18 protein-coding genes and 3 tRNA genes are annotated in these 22,743 nt (G+C 59.5%); 9 read left to right on the plus strand and 12 right to left on the minus strand.

Features of this window, described 5'->3' with window-relative positions; all coding sequences use genetic code 11:
* Window positions 1-120: 120 nt before the first annotated feature.
* From yidC to rpmH, 4 genes are read right to left on the minus strand one after another with little or no spacing between them, the layout of a single operon-like run.
* A complete protein-coding gene (yidC, locus tag KSX58_RS02920; protein ID WP_055309215.1) occupies window positions 121-1,155 on the minus strand; it encodes a membrane protein insertase YidC in 1,035 nt (344 codons plus the stop codon).
* On the minus strand, window positions 1,155-1,460 hold the full coding sequence (gene yidD / locus KSX58_RS02925) for a membrane protein insertion efficiency factor YidD (RefSeq protein WP_204367728.1): 306 nt from the start codon (window positions 1,458-1,460) through the stop codon (window positions 1,155-1,157). The genes yidC and yidD overlap by 1 nt, the downstream gene beginning before the upstream one ends.
* A 23-nt stretch (window positions 1,461-1,483) precedes the next feature.
* Complete coding sequence (rnpA, locus tag KSX58_RS02930) at window positions 1,484-1,849, minus strand: ribonuclease P protein component (RefSeq protein ID WP_003807160.1); 366 nt, start codon at window positions 1,847-1,849, stop codon at window positions 1,484-1,486.
* 20 nt (window positions 1,850-1,869) lie between these two features.
* Window positions 1,870-2,004 carry a 50S ribosomal protein L34 gene (gene rpmH / locus KSX58_RS02935; protein ID WP_003807168.1) on the minus strand — a complete coding sequence of 45 codons (135 nt, stop codon included), beginning with the start codon at window positions 2,002-2,004 and terminating at the stop codon, window positions 1,870-1,872.
* A 317-nt stretch (window positions 2,005-2,321) separates the two neighbouring features.
* Here rpmH and dnaA point away from each other — a divergent pair, with 317 nt between their 5' ends.
* The 7 genes from dnaA to KSX58_RS02970 all read left to right on the plus strand — a co-directional run bounded on the left by dnaA (window position 2,322) and on the right by KSX58_RS02970 (window position 13,002).
* Window positions 2,322-3,821 carry a chromosomal replication initiator protein DnaA gene (dnaA, locus tag KSX58_RS02940; RefSeq protein ID WP_003807173.1) on the plus strand — a complete coding sequence of 500 codons (1,500 nt, stop codon included), beginning with the start codon at window positions 2,322-2,324 and terminating at the stop codon, window positions 3,819-3,821.
* 495 nt (window positions 3,822-4,316) lie between these two features.
* Window positions 4,317-5,441 (plus strand): DNA polymerase III subunit beta, encoded by a 1,125-nt coding sequence (gene dnaN, locus KSX58_RS02945; RefSeq protein ID WP_217752040.1) that lies wholly within the window; start codon window positions 4,317-4,319, stop codon window positions 5,439-5,441.
* A 78-nt stretch (window positions 5,442-5,519) separates the two neighbouring features.
* The gene (locus tag KSX58_RS02950) at window positions 5,520-6,731 is read left to right on the plus strand and encodes a DNA replication/repair protein RecF (RefSeq protein WP_038443743.1); all 1,212 of its coding nucleotides are present in this window, start codon (window positions 5,520-5,522) and stop codon (window positions 6,729-6,731) included.
* Complete coding sequence (locus KSX58_RS02955; RefSeq protein ID WP_055054864.1) at window positions 6,731-7,216, plus strand: DUF721 domain-containing protein; 486 nt, start codon at window positions 6,731-6,733, stop codon at window positions 7,214-7,216. The genes KSX58_RS02950 and KSX58_RS02955 overlap by 1 nt, the downstream gene beginning before the upstream one ends.
* A 292-nt stretch (window positions 7,217-7,508) precedes the next feature.
* Complete coding sequence (gene gyrB, locus KSX58_RS02960; RefSeq protein WP_117838105.1) at window positions 7,509-9,635, plus strand: DNA topoisomerase (ATP-hydrolyzing) subunit B; 2,127 nt, start codon at window positions 7,509-7,511, stop codon at window positions 9,633-9,635.
* Between the two features lie 41 nt (window positions 9,636-9,676).
* Window positions 9,677-12,391, plus strand: coding sequence for a DNA gyrase subunit A (gyrA, locus tag KSX58_RS02965; RefSeq protein ID WP_021912818.1), 2,715 nt, complete (start codon window positions 9,677-9,679; stop codon window positions 12,389-12,391).
* 74 nt (window positions 12,392-12,465) lie between these two features.
* Window positions 12,466-13,002, plus strand: coding sequence for a DUF3566 domain-containing protein (locus KSX58_RS02970; protein WP_085392691.1), 537 nt, complete (start codon window positions 12,466-12,468; stop codon window positions 13,000-13,002).
* A gap of 232 nt (window positions 13,003-13,234) precedes the next feature.
* Here KSX58_RS02970 and gdhA read toward each other — a convergent pair whose 3' ends face one another.
* On the minus strand, window positions 13,235-14,581 hold the full coding sequence (gene gdhA / locus KSX58_RS02975; RefSeq protein ID WP_003807188.1) for an NADP-specific glutamate dehydrogenase: 1,347 nt from the start codon (window positions 14,579-14,581) through the stop codon (window positions 13,235-13,237).
* Between the two features lie 190 nt (window positions 14,582-14,771).
* Between gdhA and KSX58_RS02980 the strand changes: the two genes are divergently transcribed.
* Window positions 14,772-15,215, plus strand: a complete 444-nt coding sequence (locus KSX58_RS02980) for an MscL family protein (RefSeq protein WP_021912819.1) — start codon at window positions 14,772-14,774, stop codon at window positions 15,213-15,215.
* 163 nt (window positions 15,216-15,378) lie between these two features.
* Here KSX58_RS02980 and KSX58_RS02985 read toward each other — a convergent pair.
* The 3 genes from KSX58_RS02985 to KSX58_RS02995 form a co-directional block, all read right to left on the minus strand.
* Window positions 15,379-15,451, minus strand: a tRNA-Ala gene (locus tag KSX58_RS02985).
* Between the two features lies 1 nt (window position 15,452).
* Window positions 15,453-15,525: transfer RNA gene (locus KSX58_RS02990), tRNA-Ala, on the minus strand.
* A 42-nt stretch (window positions 15,526-15,567) separates the two neighbouring features.
* Window positions 15,568-15,641 (minus strand) — tRNA-Ile (locus tag KSX58_RS02995).
* 205 nt (window positions 15,642-15,846) lie between these two features.
* On the opposite strand from KSX58_RS02995, the gene KSX58_RS03000 reads away from it, so the two are divergent.
* Entirely contained in the window at window positions 15,847-16,443 is a 597-nt protein-coding gene (locus KSX58_RS03000; RefSeq protein WP_011742567.1) for a M48 family metallopeptidase, read from the plus strand.
* A gap of 13 nt (window positions 16,444-16,456) precedes the next feature.
* On the opposite strand, the gene KSX58_RS03005 is transcribed toward KSX58_RS03000, so the two are convergent.
* The 4 genes from KSX58_RS03005 to KSX58_RS03015 form a co-directional block, all read right to left on the minus strand.
* Entirely contained in the window at window positions 16,457-17,797 is a 1,341-nt protein-coding gene (locus KSX58_RS03005) for a hemolysin family protein (RefSeq protein ID WP_041777183.1), read from the minus strand.
* A gap of 77 nt (window positions 17,798-17,874) precedes the next feature.
* Window positions 17,875-18,570, minus strand: a complete 696-nt coding sequence (locus KSX58_RS03010) for a carbonic anhydrase (RefSeq protein WP_217752041.1) — start codon at window positions 18,568-18,570, stop codon at window positions 17,875-17,877.
* 384 nt (window positions 18,571-18,954) lie between these two features.
* On the minus strand, window positions 18,955-19,155 hold the full coding sequence (locus KSX58_RS10580) for a DUF6199 family natural product biosynthesis protein (RefSeq protein WP_034879698.1): 201 nt from the start codon (window positions 19,153-19,155) through the stop codon (window positions 18,955-18,957).
* Window positions 19,156-19,858: 703 nt separating this feature from the next.
* Window positions 19,859-22,615: a phosphoenolpyruvate carboxylase gene (locus KSX58_RS03015; RefSeq protein WP_217735765.1), complete on the minus strand. Its 2,757-nt coding sequence runs from the start codon at window positions 22,613-22,615 to the stop codon at window positions 19,859-19,861.
* Between the last annotated feature and the right edge of the window lie 128 nt (window positions 22,616-22,743).

The following is a 22,743-nucleotide window of genomic DNA, read 5'->3' on the forward strand; positions in this document are numbered from 1 at the left end:
TTCGTATTATTTCAAGTCTACTGAAAGTCTACTGATTGGGTTGTATCATATGGGCGATTCGCCCGATACAAAAGCGGTGTGTCCTGCGTTTCACGTGAAACACAGGACACACACTTGATGTTATTTCTTCTTCTTTTTGCGGCTTGGCTGCTGACGCTGGAAGCCGTTCTTTTCCTTCGCCTCCGCGGCCTTCTTGGCTTTCTGCAGCTCCTCCTCTTCGAGGGACGGCAGACCGGCCTTGGCGCGACGGGCGTTCTCGTGGGCGTGGTCGCGCTTTTCCTTCGCTTCGGCGGCCGGGGATCCCGGAGTCGGGAAGACGTGGATCTGCCAGACGGAACGCAGCAGGTTGCAGATGTTGTTGGTCAGCCAGTACACCAGCACTGCGAACGGCATGGCGACGCCGGAGAAGATGTACATGATCGGGAACATCCACAGCATCATCTTCTGCATCATTTCAGTCTGCTTGTTCGCAGCGCTCTGGGCCATGTTGCGCTTCATGCTGTTGTACTGCATGAGCCACAGGCAGAAGCACATCAACGCCACGAAGATGCCGATGATGATCTTGCCGTGGATGTCGGCGGTGGTGAAGTTCTCGGCCACGTTCACGCCGAACACGTTGGTGGAGGTGAACTGCTTGGCGGTGGCGATGTCGAAGGCGCCGAGGCCGGAACCGTTCCTGAACTTGCCACGGGCGATGTATGGAATGGCCGACAGGGTGTAGAACATGCACATGAACACAGGACCCTGCACGAACATAGGCAGCATCGATGTGCAGCCGCCCATCGGGTTCGCGTCATTGTCCTGGTAGAGCTTCATCATCTCGCGTTGCAAAGCCTCTTTGCTGGCGGGATCGTTCTTGCCCTTGTACTTGTTTTGGATGCGCTGCATCTTGGGCTGCAAAACGGCCATCTGGGCCTGCATCTTGCGCATGCCCTTCATGGACTTGTAGAACAGCGGGAACACGCACGCCTGGACCACAATCACCAGGAACACGATGGACATGACCCACGAGAAACCGATCTCGTTCATGCCCAGCATCACCATGAATCGGTGGAATCCGGCCATAATCTGCGTCATGAGCCACTCGACGGGGTACAGGAGCTTGTACAGCCAGCCCCAGAAACCACTATCGAGGAGGAATTGATCTTTATTCATTACAGGCCATTCTCCTTATCGCCTATAGGTTCATCTACATCCAGAGGCGTGAGACGAGGCTCCTCGTGTGCCTTCGACCACGAACATCTGTAAAACAAGGAATAGAGCTGTGGAACGTCGTCGATTCCTCCACGGTTCCACTGGTTGCAACGAAGAAGGCGTAATAACGCAAGAAGGCCACCTTTAAGGCAGCCAAATCGTTCAATCGCCTGAATCGCATAATTGGAGCAGCTGGGATAATACCGGCACCGAGGTGCGGTATGGGCGGAAATATGTTTCTGATACCAGCGGATGAGCCGCACCATCCAATTGCGATGATGCCCCTTGCTCATTGCCGGGAAGCGGTTTTACGTTTCACCGCTTCGAAACACGATGCCATCTGCTGCTCAAGCGACAGGAAATCGGCACGTGCGGCACTTGGCTTGGCACGCAACACGATATCGCAGGATTCAGGTAATAGTGATTCGTACTTTCGTGCAAGCACACGGAAACGCCTTTTCACGGCGTTGCGCGTGACCGCGTTGCCAACAGCTTTGGAAACGGCCAAGCCGACACGGCGGCCTTGCACCGTCGCTGTATCGCCCGTTACGACATCGTCGTGCATCAGATAATGCACGACGATGTCTTCTCGCGATACCCTACGACGGCGTTTGAGCACCGCAACAAAATCGCGATGGCTTTTCAGCCGTTCCACCGCTCTATGCCACTAAAAAATCAGGCAGCGAGGGACTTGCGGCCCTTGGCGCGGCGACGGTTGATCAGAGCGCGGCCTGCGCGGGTGCGCATGCGCTGACGGAAACCGTGCTTCATGTGGCGACGGCGGTTGTTCGGCTGGAATGTCCTCTTCATAATTAATGCTCCCGGTGTTTTTAGCCATGCCAAGGCACGGCTCCTCATGAGTCAAGCTCTACTAAACTACTCTGACCCCTGAACAGATTGTCGCGTCGTCCATTTTTCTTCACATTTTCATGGGGATTCCCCGCATAAAACAATCCACATAATCGTTGCGATTCCGCCGAATTCCCCACAAAAGTTATCCACAAACTACAACAATGTTATTCACATTTCAATCTTTTCAACACGCATGCCGGTGGATAACTCGGGGAAAAGAGAGTACAAATATACAGTTGCACATCAGTGGTACGTCTGTCGAGAAAGGATTATCCGTGGCTGATAACACGACAACAGATCCTCTCGAGCAGGCTCGTGGGGTGTGGTCCGACGCTTTGGCCCTGCTGCACCAGAATCCGTCGCTGTCCGTACGCGACAAAAGCTGGCTGGAGAACGTCTATCCCGAAGGCATGTGGGGTCCGACCATCATGCTGTGCGTGCCCAGTGAGGCGGCTCAGCAGGCTTTGCAGACCGAATTGAACAAGCCGTTGATGGAGGCGTTGCGCGAATCCGCCGAACAGGACATCTTCCCCGCCTTCAAAATCGTTGAAATGAAGCCGAAAACGGAGGAACAGCCGGAGGAAACCTATCCGCGCTTCTCCCCCGCGAAATCGCCGGCGAAGTCCCCTGCGAACGAGACGATGCAGGGCCAGTTGCCGATTCCCGCGACGATGCCGCCGGAACAGGACCATTTCCAGAGCGGCCAGAACAGGCCGCTGCTCGACCCCGAAACGCATTTGAACAAGAACGCCACCTTCGACACCTTCGTGCCCGGCGATTCCAACCGTTTCGCACGTACCGTGGCGCTGGCCGTGGCGGAGGGTTCCGGCCATGATTTCAATCCGTTGTGTATCTACGGAGGCTCCGGCCTGGGCAAAACCCATTTGCTGAACGCCATCGGCAACTACGCGCTGGTCAAGGACCCCAATCTGAAGGTCCGCTACGTCACCAGTGAGGAATTCACCAACGAATTCATCGAGGCTCTGGCCGATACGAACCAAAGTTCCGGCCAGATCAAGGAATTCAACCGCCGCTACCGCGAGGTCGACGTGCTGCTCATCGACGATATCCAGTTCCTGAGCGGCAAGGACGCGACCCTTGAGCAGTTCTTCCACACGTTCAACACCCTGCATCAGGCCAACAAGCGCATCGTGATCGCCTCCGATGTGCCGCCGAAGGACCTGCAGGGCTTCAACGAACGTCTGATCTCCCGCTTCGAATCGGGCCTGACCGTGGACGTCAAACCGCCGGATCTGGAGACGCGAATCGCCATTCTGCGCATGATCGCCACCATGAACGGCTCCAATATTCCCAACGACGTGTTCAACCTGATCGCGGAACGGTTCACCGAGAACATCCGCGAGCTGGAAGGCGCGCTGAACCGTGTGACCGCCATGGCGTCGCTGAGCAACCAGCCGGTCACCAAAGCCCTTGCGGAGCAGACTTTGCAGGACTTCTTCACCACCGACGTGGAAATCAAGCCCGCGGACATCATCACGCAGGTGGCCAAGTACTTCTATTTGACGTTCGACGACATCGTCGGCCGTTCGCGTACCAAGAAGATCGCGCTGGCACGCCAGATCGCCATGTATCTGGTACGCGAGCTGACCAGCATGAGCCTCAACGACATCGGCCTGGTCTTCGGTGGCAAGGACCACACCACCGTGATGCACGCGTATACGCGCATCAACGACGAGATGCAGGAGAAGCAGGAGATCTACAACTACGTGACCGAGTTGACTCTGCAGCTCAAGCAGCGTTCCAACGACAAGTAACGGAAGCAACCACAACAAACGGCGTATTTCCAACGGTTTTCCTTAGGCTGGTAAATTATTTACCAGCCTTTTTACTATCCGCGTGACACGCCCGGACAGAATTTCTTGTACATCGAGTTTTCCACATACATATCCACATTTCGGGGAAAGGTCTGTGGAAAAGCCGTTGGAAACACGGAAAACGGCAGTGTATAGCTCGTGGATTATTCACAGTGAATTGTGGATAAGTTTTGCGCGGCCATGAGCCTGTGGATAACCCATGCCCTTATCCACATTCGACTCAGAAGTTATCCACAGATGTCGCCTCGTACTGAGACGTTGCTGCGCTTGGGCTGAACGAGCTTATCCACACTATCCACAGGGCTTATTATTACGAAAGTACGTTTTTCTTACTTTCATCGTCATTCTCGTAATGCGGGGAATTCCCCACGCTTTCGTCGTCGTTGCTCTTATCGCTAGAATGGCATGTGGATCGAACGAAACGAGGAATACCCCATGAAAGTCGAAGTCAATTCCCAAGCTCTTGCCGATGCCGTGGCATGGACCACACGTGTCATCGACGCACGTCCCGCAACCCCGATTCTGGCGGGCATCCGTCTGGAAGCCATTGACGGCACACTCCAGCTTTCCGCCTTCAACTACGCCATTTCCGCACGCCATCACATCGAAGCCGGCGTGGATGAGGCCGGTAGCGTTCTGGTGCTGGGCAAACTGCTTGCCGACATCACCAAGTCGCTGCCCGCTGCGAAAACCTATCTTTCCACTGATGGTTCCACGATGACCATCACGTCGGGCAAGTCGACCTTCACCATGCAGCTCATGCCGGAAAGCGAATATCCGGATCTGCCCGTGGTGCCGATGAAACTGGGTCAGGTGGACTCCCCCACCTTCGCTCAGGCCGTCAACCAGGCGTCCGTCGCGGTCTCCCGTGAGGAGAACCGTCCGGTGCTCACCGGCATCCGCGTCCAGTTCCAGGGCGACAAGGTCATCATGAGCTCCACCGACCGTTTCCGTCTGGCCCGTTCCCGCTTCACCTGGACGCCGGAGGATGCGACCATCAGCACCACCGCTTTGGTCCGTGGCTCGCTGCTGCGCGACATGGCGCGTTCGCTGGACGAGCATCAGAACGTCACCATCGATTTCGATGCGGACAACCCGTCCCTGCTGGGCTTCGAGAACGCCGGCCGCGTGTCCACCTCCCAGCTCATCGACGGCGAATTCCCGGCCGTTGACCGCCTGTATGCCGATGAATACCCGATTCATGCCGTCATCAACAAGCAGGCCCTCATCGACGCCATCAAGCGCGTTTCGCTGGTCGCCGAACGTAACGCCCCGATCCGCATGGTCTTCTCCGGCCAGGAGCTGACGCTGTCGGCCGGCACCGCCGACGAAGCACAGGCGAAGGAGATTCTCGACATCGACATGGACGGCGAGGACATCACCGTGGCGTTCAACCCCTCCTATCTGGTCGACGGCCTGAGCGCCATCAGCGAGCCGTTCGTGCGCATGAAGATGACCACCGCGGTCAAGCCCGTGGAATTCAACGGCCAGCAGGAAGCGGATTCCGACGAATCCATGGACTACCGTTACCTGCTCGTTCCGATGCGCTTCAACAACTGATTTCGTTCCACCTGTGGCCCGGACGGCAAGTTCCCGTCCGGGCCACCATGCCATCACCTTCAAGGAATTCCGGTTTTCATGCATATCTCCCGTCTCGCGCTCGACCATTACCGGTCATGGGACCATTGCGTGCTTGATTTCGAACCGGGAATCAACATTCTCCAAGGCTCGAACGGCCTAGGGAAAACCAATATCGTGGAAGCCGTGGAAGTGCTGTCCACCGGCTCCAGCCACCGCACCTCGTCATCGCTGCCGCTGGTCGAAAAAGGCCACCCTTCCGCCACTGTCCGGGCCAACGTCGAAGATGCGGGCGAACAGCGCACATATGAGATTACCATCGCCGCGCGAGGCGCCAACAGGGCGCGCGTGGACGGCGGAAAATCGCAATATATGAGGGATATCGTGGGTTTGGTCCCCTCCGTGTCCTTTACCCCCGAAGACCAGCGGTTGGTGTCTGGCGATCCGGCCACCCGAAGGAACTTCCTCAACCAGGCGGCTTCGCTGCTGTTGCCCCGTTATGCGCAGTCGTTGCAACAGTTCACGCACGTTGCCAAACAGCGTGCCGCATTGCTCAAACAGCTGTCCGACGGCTCCGGCATCGATCCCGAATACGGGCGTCAGGCCGTGCTGAGCGGTCTGGAAGTGTGGACCGGCCAATTCATCGCCCTCGGCGTGCAATTGACCAAGGACCGGAACGATGTGATCGGACTGCTGCGCGAGCCGTTCACCCGTATCTATGCTTCGTTGGCGGGCGAAGAGGAACAGGCCGACCTGGTGTATGAGCCGTCCTTCGACGAGGTGCTTCTGTTCGACGAGCCGGCCGCGGAAATCAGCCGTCATTTCCAACGCATTTACCCCGGCGAAGTGGCCCGTGGGCAGAATCTGATCGGACCGCAGCGCGATGATCTGACATTGCGGCTCAACGACATGCCAGCCCGCGAATTCGCTTCGAACGGCGAGATGTGGACAATGGCGTTGGCCTTGAAAATGGCGCTGTACGAAGTGGTTTCGGCGCAGCGCGACGTCAAGCCGATCGTGATACTCGACGATGTGTTCGCCCAGCTCGACGAGTCCCGTCGCGGGCAGATCCTCGACTTCGCGCGACGGCAGGACCAGGTGCTGATCACCGTCGCCGCGGCAAGCGATATTCCGCAAGGCGAGGCGCATGTCATCGACGTTGCCGCGCTGCGTGCGCAATCGCAGGAGACGGACGGTGATATCGCGGCGATGGCGGCCATGCTTGCCGCCGGACGTGGCGCGCAATCGCAAGGAATCGAGGCCGAATCCTAATGCCGAAACCACCAATCTGCGAACTGCTGAACCTCGACCAACGCAAACTGCCGGCCGAAGTGTTCGACCGCATCAGCGACCGTGCCGGGCGGCTCAAGGAACGCGAGGAACGCGCGCGCAAGGCGTGGGAAAGCTTCGGTAAACCCGGACGCGATCCGGAAACCGTCGGCAGCCTGTTCAATCTGCTGGCATCGAACGGCGCATGGATGCCCCACCTCAAAATGGCGCAGATGCGCGACCATTGGGACCAGGTGGTGGGCGTGGAGAACGCGAAGCACTCCTACCCCGCCAGCCTGCGAGACGGCGTGCTGACGATACGTTGCGACAGCCCGGCCTGGACCACCACCCTGTCGTATATGACGCCGTTGCTGACGGACACCATCCGCAGGAAACTCGAAGGTCTGACCATCAATGAGGTGAGGGTCACCGGCCCGCAGAGCCAAGGGTTCAGCCGTGGGCGTATCTCAAGGAAGATTCGCTACTGAGGGCTATTGCGAAGTCGACTTACAATCGACCTCTCTGACAGGAGAGATCGATTGTGGCGCGCGTGAAACAGGCCGTTGCGACGGGGTTTACGGAGGTTTTCCGGCTCGTCGGACGCGTTCGGAACCATGCCGAAGCCGTTGAAAACCGTTGAATTCCAAGGACAAATGTCTATAGCGCGCTGTCCCCCTCCATGAGTAGAATATCCAGCAGTGTATGTAAACGCCTAGAAGGGGCCTTTATTTGCGTTCTAGGTGGTATCACCTGCGGAAATGACCCTTGATGGCGGGAAAAATGCAGGAAGGAATCTCTGTGGCAGACCTTGATGCGGATTCGCTGAACGAATCAGCTGAAAACACGCAGGAAGATCAGATTCAGGATCAGATCCAGAACGACCAGCTCGAAGATGCGCAACTTGACGATTCGCTGTCTCCGGAACACTACGACGCGTCCGATCTGAGGGTGCTGGAAGGCCTTGAGGCGGTGCGTATCCGCCCGGGCATGTATATCGGCTCCACCGGCCCCCGCGGCCTGCACCATCTGGTGTATGAGATCGTCGACAACTCCGTCGACGAGGCGCTTGCCGGCTACGCGTCGCACATCGAAGTGACGATTCTGCCGGACGGCGGCGTGCGCGTGGTGGACGACGGCCGAGGCATCCCGGTCGACGAAGTGCCGGGCGAAGGCATCTCCGGTGTCGAAACCGTGATGACCAAGCTGCACGCTGGCGGCAAGTTCGGTGGCGGCGGCTACGCGGTCTCCGGCGGCCTGCACGGCGTGGGCATCTCCGTGGTGAACGCGCTGTCCACCCGCGTGGACATCGAAGTGCGCCGTCAGGGCTTCCACTGGACCCAGACCTACATCGACCAGAAGCCGACCGCGCGTCTGCTCAAGGGCAAGCCGATGGAGGAAGGCGAGTCCACCGGCACTTCCGTGACCTTCTGGGCCGACGGCAAGATCTTCGAAACCACCACCTACGATTTCGAGATCCTGCGCAACCGCTTCCAGCAGATGGCGTTCCTGAACAAGGGCCTGAAGATCTCCCTGACCGACCTGCGCGAGCCCGACCAGGCTGGCGATGAAGTGTCCGGCGAGGATTCCGAAACCGAAGACAAGTTCCAGACCGTCACCTACCAGTACAACGACGGCATCAAGGACTACGTCGACTACCTGGTGAAGTCCCGCAAGGCCACCCCGGTCGAACCGGACGTCATCGACTTCGAGGCCGAGGACCTGAAGATCGGCATCTCCGCGGAAATCGCCATGCAGTGGACCACCGCGTATTCCGAAGCCGTGCACACCTTCGCCAACACCATCTCCACCACCGAAGGCGGCACCCATGAGGAGGGCTTCCGCGCCGCGCTGACCTCGCTGGTCAACCGTTACGCCCGCGAGAAGAACATCCTCAAGGACAAGGACGAGAACCTGTCCGGCGACGACGTGCGCGAAGGCCTGACCGCCGTCGTGTCCGTCAAGCTCACCAACCCGCAGTTCGAAGGCCAGACCAAGACCAAGCTCGGCAACTCCGAAGCGAAGACCTTCGTGCAGCGCGTCATGACCGACAAGCTCGGCGACTGGTTCGACGCCCACCCGAACGAGGCCAAGAACATCATCCAGAAGGCCATCGAGGCCTCCCGTGCGCGTCTGGCCGCCAAGAAGGCACGTGAGAACACCCGCCGCAAGTCGATCTTCGAATCGGCCGGCATGCCGGACAAGCTCAAGGACTGCCAGTCCAACAACCCCGAAGAATGCGAGCTGTTCATCGTGGAGGGTGATTCCGCAGGCGGCTCCGCCATCCAGGGACGCAACCCGATCACGCAGGCCATCCTGCCTCTGCGAGGCAAGATCCTCAACACCGAGCGCGCAAGCCTGGACCGCATGATGAAGTCGGACACCATCGAATCGCTGATCACCGCCGTCGGCGGCGGCTACGGCGAGGACTTCGACCTCAACAAGGTGCGCTACCACAAGGTCATCATCATGGCCGATGCAGATGTGGACGGCGCGCATATCGCAACCCTGAACCTGACGCTGTTCTTCCGTTACATGCGCCCGATGATCACCGCCGGCTACGTGTACGTGGCCATGCCGCCGCTGTACCGCCTCAAGTGGACCAAGGGCCCGCACGACTTCGTGTACACCGACGCCGAACGCGACCGCGTGCTCGCCGAAGGCAAGGCCGCCGGCCGCCAGCTGCCGAAGGGCGAAGGCATCCAGCGCTACAAGGGTCTGGGCGAGATGAGCTACCAGGAACTGTGGGAGACCACCATGGATCCTGACCATCGCATTCTGAAGCAGGTGCAGATCGAAGACGCGGCCGCGGCCGACGAGACCTTCTCCATGCTCATGGGCGACGAAGTCGAACCACGTCGTCTGTTCATCCAGCGCAACGCACGCAACGTCAGCTGGATCGACGCGTAAACGCGTAGGGTTTCGCAGGACTTCAAAGCAAGGATTAGAAATTGGCAGACGAAAACAACAGCAACGAAGACGGCCAGTTCGTGCCTGACGGCTCCATGGAACCGTTGAGCCCGCAGGAGGCCGACAACACCGATTATGGCCTGATGGTCGGCGAACGCGTCCAGAAGAAGGATCTGCAGCAGGAAATGCGCGAATCCTATCTGGCGTACGCCATGTCCGTCATCGTCGATCGTGCCCTTCCGGACGTGCGAGACGGCATGAAGCCGGTGCACCGCCGTGTGATCTACGCGATGTACGACGGCGGCTACCGCCCCGACCGCGGCTACTCCAAGTGCGCACGCGTCGTCGGCGAAGTCATGGGCAAGTACCATCCGCACGGCGATTCCGCCATCTACGACACGTTGGTGCGTATGGCGCAGTCGTGGTCGATGCGATACACGCTCGTCGACGGCCAGGGCAACTTCGGCTCCCCCGGCGACGACCCGGCAGCCGCAATGCGTTACACGGAATGCCGTATGGCGCCGCTCGCCATGGAAATGGTGCGTGACATCGACAAGGACACCGTCGATTTCCTGCCGAACTACGATGGCAAGACGCAGGAGCCGACCGTGCTGCCGGCCCGCTTCCCGAACCTGCTGTGCAACGGCTCGTCCGGCATCGCCGTCGGCATGGCGACCAACATTCCTCCGCACAACATGCGCGAGGTGGCAGAAGGCGTGCATTGGGCGCTCGACCATCCGGACGCGAGCCGTGAGGAACTGCTCGACAACCTGATCCGCATCATCAAGGGACCGGACTTCCCTACCGGCGCCACGATTCTCGGCCATAAGGGCATCGAACAGGCGTACCGTACCGGCCGTGGCCTCATCACCATGCGAGCCGTGGTGAACACCGAGGAGATCAAGGGCCGCATGTGCCTCGTGATCACCGAACTGCCGTACCAGGTTAACCCGGATCGTCTGGTCGTGTCCATCCGCGAAGCGGTGCGCGACGGCAAGATCCAAGGCATCGCCGACATGCGCGACGAAACCTCCGGCCGTACTGGCCAGCGCCTCGTGCTCGTGCTCAAGCGCGACGCCGTGCCGAAGGTCGTGCTCAACAACCTGTACAAGCATTCCCAGCTGCAGCAGACCTTCGGCGCGAACATGCTGGCACTGGTCGACGGTGTGCCGCGCACGCTGTCCCTGGATGCGTTCATCCGTCATTGGGTAAACCACCAGCTCGAAGTCATCGCACGCCGTACCGCCTACCTCAAGCGCGAGGCTGAGGAACGCGACCACATCCTGCAGGGCTATCTGAAGGCCCTTGACATGATCGATGAGGTCATCGCCCTCATCCGTGCCTCCGAGTCCGCGGAGACCGCCCGCACGGGCCTTATGGACCTGCTTGACGTGGACGAGGTGCAGGCCGACGCCATCCTCGCCATGCAGCTGCGCCGACTGGCCGCCCTGGAACGTCAGAAGATCCTCGACGAGCACAACGAGCTCATGCGCAAGATCGCCGACTACAACGACATCCTCGCCAAGCCGGAACGCCAGCGCAAGATCGTCGGCGACGAGCTGGACGAAATCGTCGCCAAGTATGGCGACGAACGCCGTACCAAGATTCTGCCGTACTCCGGCGAGATGAACGTCGAAGACCTGATCGCCGAAGAAAACGTGGTCGTCACCGTGACCCACTCCGGTTTCATCAAGCGCACCAAGGCCGACGAATACCGCGCGCAGCACCGCGGCGGCAAGGGCATCAAGGGCGCCAAGCTGCGCGAGGATGACGTGGTGGACCACTTCTTCCTGACCAGCACGCACAACTGGCTGCTGTTCTTCACCAACAAGGGCCGCGTGTACCGTCTGAAGGCATACGAGCTGCCGGAAGGCTCCCGCGATTCCAAGGGACAGCACGTGGCGAACCTGCTGCAGTTCGGCCCGGACGAGACGATCCAGACCGTGCTGTCGATTCCGAACTACGACGTGGCCAAGTACTTGGTGCTCGCCACCCGTTCCGGCAAGGTCAAGAAGACCGCGCTCGCCGAATACGACTCCCCGCGTCAGGGTGGTCTGATCGCGGTACGACTCATGACCGACGAGAACGGCGAGAACGCCGACGAGCTGATCGGTGCCGCGCTGTGCAACGCCGACGACGACATCATCCTCGTCTCCAAGCAGGGCATGAGCCTGAAGTTCGAAGCCAACGACGAGCAGCTGCGCCCGATGGGCCGCCAGACCGCCGGTGTGCAGGGCATGAAGTTCCGCGACGGCGACGAGCTTTTGGCCATGGATGTGGTGCAGGGCGATTCCGACAGGGATCTGCTCGTGGTCACCAACGAGGGCTTCGCCAAGCGCACCGCCATCAGCGAATACCGTCTGCAGGGCCGTAACGGCTACGGCGTCAAGGCCGTGCAGCTCGCCGAAGGCCGTGGCTCCCTGGTGGGTGCCGTGATCGTGGAGGAATCCGACCAGATCATGGCCATCATGAAGTCCGGCAAGGTCATCCGCTCCAACGTCGCCGAAGTCAAGCGCACCGGACGTACCACCCAGGGTGTGACGCTCGCCAAGCCTGACAAGAACGACGAAATCATCTCCATAGCACGTAACGAGGAGACCGACGAGGATGACGCCGAGCAGGCCGCCGCGGAAAACGGAGCAGTCCAGAACGACGCAGCCGCGCAATCGCAAGCCGAAACCACTACTGAAAACTCCGCTGAAACCGGTACGGAAGCCACTTCCGATGCCGGCGATGGCGAGAATGTAGAGGCCTGAGACACAGGCGGGGAATCGTCTGCGAAAACTGGTAGCCTCGGCTAGAAGTAGGCAAGATTCTGCAAGGAGCAACGATGAGCGAGAACAATGAAAGCCATCAGGCGCAGGCAGGGGCGCAGGCCCCACGCGTGGCCCGTTCCGCATCCAGCCAGCCGTTGAGCGGTACGGAACAGTCTCAGGCGCATGAGAACATGGCCGCCGCGTCCGGCGGTGTGAAGGTTCGTGAAAAAGCGCGTCGTGGCGCGCCTCGCGCCCGCCGCATGAGCCTGTCCCTGACCCGCATCGACGCATGGTCCGCGGCCAAGGTGGCGTTCATGCTTTCCATCGCGGGAGGCATCATCCAGATCGTCGCGGTGACGCTGCTGTGGCTGCTGCTGAACGTGGTCGGCGTGTTCGATCAGGTGACGCAGATCGTGTCCTCCACCGGTCTTGACGCCGGCGGATTCGACCTTGCCAACGTGCTTTCGCTGAGCACCGTGCTGAGCGCGGCCACCATCTTCTCCATCATCGAAGTGGTGCTGTTCACCGTGCTGGTGGTGATTCTCACGCTGCTGTACAACGTGGTGAGCACGCTGGTCGGCGGCATCCACGTGACGCTCGGCGACGACTGATCGATTCGTCATACGGCGTTCGTACGGCGCTTGCGCAACGTAAGCCGTTCGTGCAACATAAGAAGACGGCGCTTCCCTACTTCGGGAGGCGCCGTCTTTTCTTATGTAATCGCGATTATGCGGTCGCTTTTATGCAATCGTCATACTGCGTTGCGCGTTATGCCGTAACGCATATGAAAACGGTCCGTGCGAACGAATCGCACGGACCGTTGAAACGGATTGTGAAAGACGATCAGAGCACGCCCTGGGCGACCATGGCGTTGGCGACCTTGACGAAGCCGGCGGCGTTGGCGCCGAGCATCAGATCGCCCTCATGGCCGTACTCCTTGGCGGCGGCCAGGGAATTGGCGACGATGTTCTCCATGATGGACTTGAGCTTGTTGTCCACCTCTTCGAACGTCCAGGAAAGGCGGTAGGAGTTCTGGCTCATCTCAAGGCCGGACACAGCCACGCCACCCGCGTTGGCGGCCTTAGCCGGGCCGTACAGCAGGCCGTTGTCCTGATAGACGGCGATTGCCTCCGGGGTGGACGGCATGTTGGCGCCTTCGCACACGACCTTGCAGCCGTTGGCGACGAGGGCCTTGGCGGACTCCTCATCGATTTCGTTCTGGGTGGCGCACGGCAGCGCGATGTCGCACGGCACGGTCCACACGCCCTTGCAGCCCTCGTGGTATTCGGCACCCGGAACACGCTCCGCGTACTCCTTGATGCGGCCGCGGTGGCCGAGCTTGATGTCCTTGACGATGTCGAGCTTGATGCCGTCCGGATCGTAGACGTAGCCGTTGGAATCGGAGGCGGTGACGACCTTCGCTCCGAGGGCCTGGGCCTTCTCGGTGGCGAAGATGGCTACGTTGCCGGAGCCGGAGATGACGACGGTCTTGCCTTCGAAGGAATCGTTCTTCAGGACGCGCAGGGCTTCCTGGGTGTAGTAGCACAGGCCGTAGCCGGTAGCCTCGGTGCGAGCCAGGGAGCCGCCGAATTCGAGGCCCTTGCCGGTGAGCACGCCGGAGTATTCGTCGCGGATACGCTTGTACTGGCCGAACAGGTAGCCGATCTCACGGGCGCCGACGTTGATGTCGCCGGCCGGAACGTCGGTGAACTGGCCGATGTGACGGCACAGCTCGGTCATGAACGCCTGGCAGAAACGCATGACTTCGGCATCGGACTTGCCCTTCGGATCGAAGTCGGAGCCGCCCTTGCCGCCGCCCATCGGCAGGCTGGTCAGGGAGTTCTTGAGAATCTGCTCGAAGCCAAGGAACTTGATGACGCCCTCGTTCACGCTCGGGTGGAAACGCAGACCGCCCTTGTACGGGCCGATCGCGGAGTTGAACTGGATGCGGTAACCGCGGTTGACCTGCACCTTGCCCTCATCGTCCGTCCAGGCGACGCGGAACTTCACCACGCGCTCCGGCTCGACGAGGCGCTCGAGCACGCCCGCCTTCTCATATTCCGGGTGCTTCTCAACAACCGGCTCGAGGCTTTCGAAGACCTCGCGAACGGCCTGCAGGAACTCCGGCTGGTCGCCATCGCGCTTCTCGACCTGCGCGTACACGCGCTTGACGTACTCATCAGTGAGCATATTTTTCCCCTTCGGGATAGTTGGGTTATCAATACGGCGATTTCATTCTATGTGCTTGATTGTGAGACGCACAAGATATTGCTCAAGATTTGGCTGGAGGCGTTTGGAACGCCATAGGATAGTGTGTGGAAGGCGAGGAGAGAGCGTCGTCCGCAACATCAACTCCCTCATTTCCCACAGGAGAAAAACCATGCTTGAAGGATTCAAGAAGTTCATTGCACGCGGCAACATGATCGACATGGCTGTCGGTGTTGTTATGGGCGGTGCCGTCACCACCGTGGTCAATTCGATCGTGAACAGCGTGATCAACCCGTTCATCGCCATGATTTTCGGCAAGCCAAATATGGACGGCCTGCTGGCGATCACGTTCAACGGCGCGACCGTCTCGTTCGGCGCTGTGCTGGGCGCGATTCTGAATTTCCTGATTATCGCGGCCGCCGTTTATTTCTGCATTCTGGTGCCGATTAACAAGTTCCGCGACATGACCGAAGCGCTGCTTGCCAAGACCAAGCTTGCCGAGCAGAAGGAAGCCGAGGAAAAGGCCGCTGAAGAGCCGTCTGCCGAAGAGCAGACCGTCCAGCTGCTGCAGCAGATTCGTGACGAGCTGGCCAAGCAGAACGCGGCCCGCAACTAGTTGCGATTCGTGGTGCCACTCCCCTATTGATTTGATGATTCCGGCCGCTTGCGGGTATGCAGGCGGCCGTTTTATTTGGTTTGCGGGCGACCGCGTCCGTTGGATGGTCGACAAGAGGCTGAATACGAAAAGGCTTCCGATTACTCGGAAGCCTTCAATTCTGTGGAGCTAAGGGGATTCGAACCCCTGACCCTCTCCATGCCATGGAGATGCGCTACCAGCTGCGCCATAGCCCCGTGGAGCTAGCCGGGTTCGAACCGGCGACCCTCTGCTTGCAAAGCAGATGCGCTACCAGCTGCGCTATAGCCCCATAGGTGAAAAAAGCGGCTATGCCGCTTCCTTACCATCTACGTGGGCCCGGGAGGACTTGAACCTCCGACCTCATCCTTATCAGGGATGCGCTCTAACCACCTGAGCTACGGGCCCAACTTGCTGTGTCTTGAACACAACGAATTGAAATGATACTTGAATCACAGGGAAAGTCAAGTGCCGCCGTGTCATCGGCGTGTCGTGGCATAATGCAGGCATGACATACGGGCAGCGCAACGGCGGTAACGGCCGTTACGGCAGGGGAGTGGGGCATCGCAACCGCAATCGCGTGATTTCCGAAACGACGGCGAGCATCGCCGGCATGCGGGTGGCCATCGTGCGCAAACCCATCAAAAACATGTACCTGCGCATCAAACCGCCGAACGCGGATATCGTCATCTCCGCGCCGCAACGAATGTCGCAAAGCGCTATCGAACGGTTTGTGACGGAACGCAAGCCGTGGATCGAACGGGCGCAACGCAGCATGCGACAGGCCAGAGACGCGCAACTCAACGCGCAGCGTGCGCAAAACGGCAATATTGGCGATACTGGCGCTTCCGCCAACCCGCCCGCTTTCGTATGGACGGACGAGGCCAAGGCGCGGGCGCAACGCAACATCGAATCGCAATTGCCTGTGTTGCTTGCCAAATGGGGTCCGATCGTTGGCCGTACGCCGACGCATATCACGTTGCGTCTGATGAGTTCGCGTTGGGGATCGTGCACGCCGAAGACCGGACGTATCCGACTTAACCTGCAGCTTGGTTTAATGGCCCCTAGATTCCTCGAATACGTGCTGGTGCATGAGATGACCCACCTGTGGGAGAACGGCCACGGAGAGGGCTTTCAAAGGCGTATGAGCGCCTATCTGCCGCAATGGAGGCAGTTGCGCCGCGACATCAACCGGCAGGTGGTGCTGTAAGAGGCCGCTTGGGTTACTTGGCGTCCGCCGCGGAATCGCCAGCCGCGGAACCGTCCTCATCGGCGGTGTGCCGGCGCACTTCCAGCGTTTCGATACGACGGCCGTCCACTTCGGTGACGACCATGTCATAACCGTCATCGGATGACAGCACGTCGCCGACCTCGCCCATTTTGCCGGTGTGCGCCAGGAAATAGCCGGCAACCGTCTCGTACGGGCCGTCTTCCAGCTCGATGCCGGTCAAATCCGCGAAATCCTCGATCGTCATGCCACCTTCGATGGTGGCCACGCCATTGACGAAAGCGGCGCGTTCTGTGCGTTCGCCGCCCTTTTCCTCCGGCAGGTCGTATTCGTCGCGGATGTCGCCGACCAATTCCTCGGTCATGTCTTCCAACGTGACGATGCCGTCGGTGCCGCCGTATTCGTCGATTACCACGGCCAGGTGAATGCCTCGTTTGCGCAGCAGTTCAAGGCTTGGCAGCAGCTTCGACGTGCCCGGCAGGGAAATGCCCTCACGCGTCACGTCGGCAACGGTTCTCGCCTTCGGATCGCGGATGTCGAGCAGGTCGCGCACGTGCACGAAGCCGAGCACATCATCGAAATCCTTGCCGGTGACGGGGTAACGCGAATACGGCATTTCACGCACGTACGCGGCGGCTTCCGCAATCGGCATGGAGCCGTCCAGGAACGCGACGTCGGCACGCGGACGCATGACCTCCGCCACGATGGTTTCGGATGCGTCGAACACGTCGTCGAGGATGGTGCGCTCGTCCTTGCTGAGGTTGGTGTTGGTGTTGACGAGCACGCGCAGTTCGTCGTCGGACACCTCGCTGTCGGTTTCGTTCGGATCGAAGCCGAGCAGCCGCACGATGCCGTTCGTGTTCTTGCCGATCAGCCAGATGATCGGCTTGCACACTTTGGCGAACACATGGATGGCCGGCACCACGGCACGCGCGATCTGCTCGTTGCGTTGCATGGCGATACGCTTCGGCACCAGTTCGGAAATGACGATAGAGCAATACGAGATGATCAGCGTCAACGCGATGGTGGTCAGGGGAGCGGCGACGTTATGCGGCACACCCCAGTCTTCGATGACCGGCACGATATACGGGGCGATTGAGGATTCGCCGAACGACGCGGACAGGAAGCCGCACAGCGTCACGCCGATCTGCACGGTGGACAGGAACGTGTTCGGGTCGCGTGCGATCTGCGCCACACGCTTGCCGCGCGCATCCTCCTGTTCCATCTGGTCGATCTGCGATCCGCGCAGGCTGACCAGCGCCAGTTCGGTGCCGGCGAACACGGAACCGAGCAGCAGGAAAATGAAAATCAGAAGGATGTTCAAACCAAGCGACATGATTCCAATCTAAAGCAACGGCATGTCAAAACAGCGCGACGCAACGGATCCGGAAGCCGTCTTTTTCCGGAAAATCGTCAGAAGCTCAGCACTTCCACCTTGCCGGTGTCGAGCTGGTAGCGTGCTCCGGTGATCATCAGCCGGTCCTCCGCCAGCGCGTGCTGAATCACCTCGGACTGTTCCACCAGTTGCTCGATGGTGCGTGCGATGTGCACGCGCTCGAAATCCTCCGTCGATTCCAGCTCCGACTCGTGCGCCTGCCAGATCGAAAAACCGACGGTGCGCAGCATCAGCGATTTCGCGTTCAGAATACGTTCGTCAAGGTCGGCAACGCTGTCAGCGGCCATCAGCGAATCCTCTGCGTCGGCGGTCAACTCGTGCAACAACGCCTCGTATTCCTTGCATGCCTGCTTGATCGCGCCGCAATTCTGATGGCCGAGCACCACCAAAAGGCGCACGCCGAGCACGTCCACCGCGTATTCCAAAGAGGCGATCACAGCATCGTCTATGACCTGCCCTGCCGTGCGCACGGTGAACAGATCGCCGATGCCTGCGTCGAAAATAATATCGGGGCTGACACGCGCGTCGGAGCAGCTCAGTATAGCCGCTTCCGGTGCGTGTGTGTCCACAAGTGCCTCGCGTGCTTCAGCGCCACGATTCGGATGTTCCGGTTTGCCCTCCGCAAACCTGCGATTACCTGCCAGCATGCGGCTCCAAACGCCGCTTGCCGTGCCTTCGACCTCGTCTTGGTCTACAAACAGTTCGTCTGCCATTGACTCCACCCCTCATTGTTCAGGCTAGCCAACATCATACGTTTTGGTCTGACCGTTCGCTGGGAAATAGAGCGATATCTCGCTTATGTATGGCAGATTTCGTGTTCTGTCCGGTGATATTTCGCTTATGTATGGCAGTCCCAAAGGTGAAAAACCGGAAAAATGTACCCCCGAAGTGGGTTTTTCGCATGATGGTCTGCCATATATAAGCGAGAAGGCTCATGGCAAGGCTCCGATTCTGCCATATATAAGGCAGATATAGGTATGAAAAAGGGTCCCCGATCGGCAGTGCGAACGGGGACCCTGAAAGAAACTGGCTAAAATCAGCCGGTGTTCTGCAAGCCTGCTGCGACACCCGACATGGTGCACAGGATCAGGTAGGTGTTACTGCAGTCTGCAGAAGATGAAAAGAATAAGAGCTAAAACAAGAAAGGCGGCACCGCTTATTCTCATTAAGGATGTGTATAGATTGCTCGGATCTCCTTTTTGAGTCCAGAGGAAATTGCTTATTTTCCAGAGTTGCCTTGGAAAAATAAGCATACATAATCCTAGCAGGGCAAGTGCTGTGAGATATATGTACTGCACTGTTCTCCTTATTTTAGGTAGTCGGAGATGCAAGGGTATGGTCCTTGTTTATTAAGAGTATTCTAATGGAAAATGAGTAGGGGTGCACTTTAGGGTGTGATTTTCTAGTGAAAATAGCAAAGGTTCTCTCTCGTGGAAGTTGCAAACGAGGGCTTCGCTATGTGTCTGTGTTTCAGGAGTCATGCAGTTGTTACTGAATCATGAGTGGATTGAGGATAAGTATGCTAGTGCTGCATGTTAGGCGCTGAACAAAAACCTTCGAGTGCGGCGTCTTCCGTCAACAACACAACTCGTTCAGAAATACACCCAATATGGTCAAACAGTAAGACAGCGCTATGATGCGAACAATCTTCTTCCAAGACAGTTTGTCATGAAGGAAAGCCGTAACCAAAAGGGTTGTCATTGGGGTTATAAGCAGGACGAGGAAGAAATAGAGAAATGTGGACTAGGCTCAATCTGCCGAGAATATAAGTCTGACCGAACCAGTTGTATAAGCCCACGATGGCTGTCGTGTCGCGGCGTGGGTAAACGCGGATAGGCGCCGGGTTACGTCGGATGATTGGGAGTCTGTCGCTCGGCCTGCGTGCCTGTTTTGTGCGCTGTCGCCGGCCAGGCTAGGGCCGCGCGACGCGAACGGGGAGGCCCGCGCCGTTTATCGGCACGGAACCTCCCCGCTCGCGTCATCTAGGCAGTCAGCCCGAAATCAGCCCGTGTTCTGCAGGCCTGCGGCGACGCCCGAAACGGTGCACAGGATCAGGTAGGTGTAGTTCTCCTTCTGGCCGTGCGTGAGCTCTTCCTTGTCCACGCGCTTGCGCAGCGAGCCGAGGGCGAGCACCTGGGTGACGGACAGCGCATCCACGTACGGCGAGCGGATGCGGATGGCCTGGCCGAGCACGTGGCGGTGCTGCAGCGGCCATTCGTCGCCGACGATCTTGAGCACCCACTTGCGGGTGAGCTCCATCTCGTCGAGGACCTTCTTGTTGAGGTCCTCACGGTCGCCGAGGGCGAGGTACATCTTGGCGATGCGCTCGTCAGTCTTGGCCAGCGACATTTCGATGTTGTCGATGAACGTGGAGAACAGCGGCCACTCCTCGTACGCCTGACGCAAGGTGTTCAGGTCGCCGAACTGCTCGCACGCGGTGCCGAGGCCGTACCATGCGGCCAGGTTGATGCGGGCCTGGGCCCAGGAGAAGATCCACGGAATGGTGCGCAGGTCGTCGAGGGACTTGGCGCCCAGACCACGCTTCGCCGGACGGGAGCCGATCGGCAGCAGGCCGATTTCGGTCAGCGGCGTGACGGTGGAGAACCACGGTGCGAAGCCGTCGGTGTTCAGCAGGTCGAGGAAGCGGTTGTGCGCGGCCTCGTCGAGCTTGCTGGCCATGTCGGCGTACTTCTTGGTCATGTCCGTGTTGCGCTTCTCCACGCTCGGAGCGGACTGCAGCAGCGTTGCGGCTGCGACGGACTCCACATGGCGGATTGCAAGCACCGGGTTGCCGTAGCGGGCGAAGATGACCTCGCCCTGCTCGGTGAGCTTGAAACGGCACTTCACGGAGCCGACCGGCTGTGCGAGCACGGCGCGGTTGGCCGGGCCGCCGCCACGACCGACGGCGCCGCCGCGGCCATGGAACAGGGTCAGGTCGATGTCGTGCGATTCGGCCCACTTGGCGATGCGCTCCTGCGCGGAGTGCAGGGCAAGGGTGGCGGAGGTCGGGCCGGCGTCCTTCGAGGAGTCGGAGTAGCCGAGCATGACTTCCATCTTGCCGCCGGTGGCCTTCAGACGAGCCTGGACCTCCGGGATCTTGATCATTTCCTCAAGCACGTCCACCGAGTTCTGCAGATCCTCAAGCTGCTCGAACAGCGGGATCACGTCGATGGTCGGAACATCCTCGGGGTGGGAGAACGCCAGACGGTTCAGTTCGTACACGTCCTTGATGTTCTGGGCGCTCTTGGTGAAGGAGATGATGTAACGGCGGGCGGCCTTGATGCCATTGCGCTTCTGGATGGAACCGAGCGCGCGGAAGGTGTCGAGCACCTCGTGGGTCATCGGCTGCAGCTCGCCACGCTCACCGTGCAGGCCATGCTCGCGGATGTCCTCCAGAGCGCGGGAATGCACGACGGAATGCTGACGGAACTCCATCTCGACCATGTGGAAGCCGAAGGTCTCGGCCTGCCAGATGAGGTCCTGCAGCGGACCGTAGGCGGAACGCTTGGCGTTGGCTTCGGCGAGGGAGCGCTGCACGGTCTTCAGATCGGCGATGTAGTCCTCGCAGGAGTGGTACATGAGGTCGGCGTCGCGGTCGATGGTGGCCTTCAGACGGTCTGCCATGACCAGCATGACGGCGCGGTGCAGCTCCTTGGTGGAGATCAGCGCGGCCTTGTCGGTCAGACGCTCGCTCATTTCCTTCTGGTGGTTCCACAGGGACTTGAGCTCGGCGCTCGGCGGGGTGGTCTCGGCCTCCATCGTCAGGTTCTTGCCGACGCGGCGGGTTTCGATCTCCAGCGCGCCCAGCACATGGTCGCTGAACTTGCGGGCCACCTGACGGCTCACCTTGGCGGTGACGTTCGGGTTGCCGTCACGGTCGGAACCGATCCAGCTTCCCGGATGGAAGAACGCCGGGCACACCGGCGGCACGAGGCCGGCCTTGTCTCCGAGGACCCAGTCGTCGAAACGACGGTAGACCTGCGGAATGGTGTAGAACAGCGTGTTGTCGAAGATATCAAGAATGGTGTCGGCTTCCTCAACCGGAGTCGGCTTCTTCAGCGCGATCGGGGAGGTGCGGAACAGCGCGTCGATCTCGTTGAAGAGTCGACGGGAGTTTTCCTTCTTGTCCGAGCCGCCGAGCAGCTTATGCGCTTCGAGCAGCTGGGAGATACGGCGGATCTTGCCTTCCACGGCCTTACGGCGGGCTTCGGTCGGATGCGCGGTGAACACCGGATGGAACTCGAGCTGGTCGAGCAGCTCCTTGGCCCTGGCCGGACCCATCTCGTTGATGAGCTGGTGGTAGGCGCAGGTCATTTCGTTCACCGGGTCGACGGCCTGGGCGTCATCCACGGCGGCCTCACGGCTGTGTAGTACGGAGACACGGTAGTTCTCCTCGCACAGATTGGCCAGATGGAAGTAGGTGGTGAAGGCACGGGCCAGCAGCTGGGCCTCATGCACGTCCGTCTTGTCGATGATGTCGACAACCTTCTGCAGGTCGTCCTGATCGGGATTCGTGTCGGTCAGAATGCCGGAGAAACGTTCGTCGCTGGCCTTCAGCGCGTGTTCGCGCACTTCATCGAACTTGGCCAGCAGGTTTTCATCGAACTCACCGAGCACCTCGCGAAGAATCTGCAGACACAAATCCATTTCCTCTTTGAGGGATGCGGGAAGATCACGCTCCTCAGGGCCCTTGGTGCCGGTGCCGGACGAGACGATAGCCGCGTCCGCAGGCGTGATCTGTTCGTTTTCAGTTGTCATCAGACCTCCTTCTCCAAACCATCGGGTTGCTCGGTCTGTCGGTCCTTCGCGGCACCTCCGCGATTGTTTTGACCGTCTGTTGCGAGCCCACAGCCCTAAGCTTGGTGGGTAAATGCTCGACCATTGTA

Origin of the sequence: Bifidobacterium sp. MSK.17.10, from assembly GCF_019129655.1 — a bacterium.
GTDB classification, from domain to species: Bacteria; Actinomycetota; Actinomycetes; order Actinomycetales; family Bifidobacteriaceae; genus Bifidobacterium; species Bifidobacterium adolescentis.

Coding starts and splice junctions, on each gene's coding strand:
- KSX58_RS02970 (WP_085392691.1), top strand. CDS start 12,466: ATGAGCGAGAACAATGAAAGCCATCAGGCGCAGGCAGGGGCGCAGGCC.
- rpmH (WP_003807168.1), bottom strand. CDS start 2,004: ATGAAGAGGACATTCCAGCCGAACAACCGCCGTCGCCACATGAAGCAC.
- KSX58_RS03010 (WP_217752041.1), bottom strand. CDS start 18,570: ATGGCAGACGAACTGTTTGTAGACCAAGACGAGGTCGAAGGCACGGCA.
- KSX58_RS03000 (WP_011742567.1), top strand. CDS start 15,847: ATGCGGGTGGCCATCGTGCGCAAACCCATCAAAAACATGTACCTGCGC.
- gyrB (WP_117838105.1), top strand. CDS start 7,509: ATGCAGGAAGGAATCTCTGTGGCAGACCTTGATGCGGATTCGCTGAAC.
- dnaN (WP_217752040.1), top strand. CDS start 4,317: ATGAAAGTCGAAGTCAATTCCCAAGCTCTTGCCGATGCCGTGGCATGG.
- KSX58_RS02955 (WP_055054864.1), top strand. CDS start 6,731: ATGCCGAAACCACCAATCTGCGAACTGCTGAACCTCGACCAACGCAAA.
- yidC (WP_055309215.1), bottom strand. CDS start 1,155: ATGAATAAAGATCAATTCCTCCTCGATAGTGGTTTCTGGGGCTGGCTG.
- KSX58_RS02950 (WP_038443743.1), top strand. CDS start 5,520: ATGCATATCTCCCGTCTCGCGCTCGACCATTACCGGTCATGGGACCAT.
- KSX58_RS02980 (WP_021912819.1), top strand. CDS start 14,772: ATGCTTGAAGGATTCAAGAAGTTCATTGCACGCGGCAACATGATCGAC.
- KSX58_RS03015 (WP_217735765.1), bottom strand. CDS start 22,615: ATGACAACTGAAAACGAACAGATCACGCCTGCGGACGCGGCTATCGTC.
- gdhA (WP_003807188.1), bottom strand. CDS start 14,581: ATGCTCACTGATGAGTACGTCAAGCGCGTGTACGCGCAGGTCGAGAAG.
- yidD (WP_204367728.1), bottom strand. CDS start 1,460: ATGGTGCGGCTCATCCGCTGGTATCAGAAACATATTTCCGCCCATACC.
- KSX58_RS03005 (WP_041777183.1), bottom strand. CDS start 17,797: ATGTCGCTTGGTTTGAACATCCTTCTGATTTTCATTTTCCTGCTGCTC.